Origin of the sequence: uncultured Leptotrichia sp. (assembly GCF_938036635.1) — a bacterium.
Classification (GTDB): Bacteria; Fusobacteriota; Fusobacteriia; order Fusobacteriales; family Leptotrichiaceae; genus Leptotrichia; species Leptotrichia hongkongensis.
In genome coordinates, this window is record NZ_CALHQO010000384.1 from 1 (window position 1) to 2,078 (window position 2,078).

The 2,078-nt window shown below is 30.0% G+C and carries 2 protein-coding genes; both read right to left on the reverse strand.

Translation table 11 applies throughout. The features are described from left to right. A partial coding sequence (locus tag Q0370_RS07745) for a DUF3829 domain-containing protein (RefSeq protein WP_299574243.1) occupies nucleotides 1–564 on the reverse strand: 564 nt, incomplete at its 3' end. A gap of 59 nt (nucleotides 565–623) precedes the next feature. Further along, nucleotides 624–2,078 (reverse strand): phosphoribosylformylglycinamidine synthase subunit PurQ (locus Q0370_RS07750; RefSeq protein ID WP_299574245.1); only part of this gene is annotated, 1,455 nt, incomplete at its 5' end.

Sequence of the window (2,078 nt, forward strand, 5' to 3'; positions counted from 1 at the left end):
AATTTTTAAATATTCATCATTCAAAACTTTGCCTTTTGAATAATCATCTTTTTTATATTCTCCAGTTTCATAATAACTTCTAATTTCTTTTATTTTTGTCCTTTCTTCTCTTAGAACATTTATCCAATCCTGTACATACTTATCAAGTTCTGCTAATTTAGGCTCTTTTTTTTCTACTTTTTCAAGATTATCAATCTCTTTATAAAAAGTTCCTAATCCAACATCCATTACTTTTTCATATACAAGAAAATCTTCAATATTCTTAGGTGTTCCTTTTACAAAATTACCATTTTCATCTAGGAAGCTCGACCTGTAAACATTATAATAGGCATCTTTATCTGGTGAATAAGCATAACCTGATAAAATCAGGCTATACTCACCTTTCTTGTTTCTTATATCTTGTTCCTTTAAGTATTCTTTATCATAATAGTTTGTCTTCTTATTTTCAGTTTTTTCTGGAAAATGTAATATTTTTTCTATCGTTATTCCATCTTCCTGATTTGAATGACAGTTTATAATGAATAGAAAAGTTATAATCACTAAGAATAATCGTTTTTTATTCATAATTTTATAAAAATTCCTCTCGATTAAAAATTTATTATTTATAAGAAAAAAGATATTATTTATTTAAAAAATTTTATTCCATTTCTAAAGATATTCTGCTCCTTATTCCCATAAATATTTTTATAAACATTCTTGCCTTTTCTTTCAGAATGTCCCATTTTCCCAAAAATTCTACCATTATGAGCAAGCATTCCTTCAATTGCATAATATGAACCGTTTGGATTAAATTGAGAATCCATTGTTGAATTTCCGTCTAAACCTACATATTTTGTTGCAATTTGATTATTTTTGAATAATTTTTTGTATTCTTCCTCTGTAATAATTATTCTTCCTTCACCGTGAGAAATTGCAACAGAGTGAATATCTCCCTCTTCCATATCAGAAAGCCACGGAGAGTTATTTGTAATAATTTTTGTCTGCACGATTTTTGACATATGTTTATCAATTGCGTTAAAGGTCAAAGTTGGTGAAGTTTCGTTCAATTCACGAATTTCCCCGTAAGGAAGTAATCCTGATTTTATAAGTGCTTGGAAACCGTTACAAATTCCTAAGATTAGTCCATCTCTTTTTAGTAAATTTTCTACAGCTTCTTTTACTTTTTTATTTTTTAGAACGGCAACCATGAATTTAGCAGAACCATCTGGCTCATCTCCTGCACTAAAGCCACCTGGCAGCATTAAAATCTGCGAATTATTAATTTCCTTAACAAAATTGTCAATTGAATCTAAAATATTTCTGTGAGACAAGTTGTTAAACACTCCTATTTTAGAAATTCCTCCTTCACGGTTAAATGCTCTTTCTAAATCATATTCTGAATTTGTTCCTGGAAATACTGGTATAAACACTCTAGGTTTCGCATAAGTGTTTGAGATATTACTAATTATATTTTCATGCTCAATCTTAGCAAGTTTTTCATATTTTAAGCCTTCACAATGTGCAATTTCATGCTCTTTTGCCACTTCTTTTTTTGTTGGGAAGATTTTTTCAAGTTTGTTTTCCCAATTTCCGATTAACTCATCCAATTCAAAAGTTATTCCATTTACATCAATTTTGGCTTCATCAGTAACTTTTCCAAGCAACATCGCATTTTTATGCTCAATATTTTCAGCAGTTTCCACAATAAATGCTCCGTAATTTACTTTAAACCAGTCATTTTCATCAATTTGTGCCAAAACATTCACACCCAGTTTATTTCCAAATGCCATTTTTGCAACGCTTTCTGCAATTCCACCATTTTTCACAGCCATAGCAGATACAATTTTTTTATTTCTTATATTTTCAGTTATAAAATCAAAATTTGCTTTTAATTCATCAAGTTTTGGCAAATCATTTTCATCATTTGGCGTTGTAATCAAGTACACATTGTTTCCAGCCTTTTTAAATTCGCTAGAAATTACATTTTCGGCATCTGTAACGCTTACTGCAAATGATACCAATGTAGGCGGTACGGAAATTTCGTTAAATGTTCCGCTCATCGAGTCCTTTCCACCGATTGACGGCAATCCAAAGGCTTT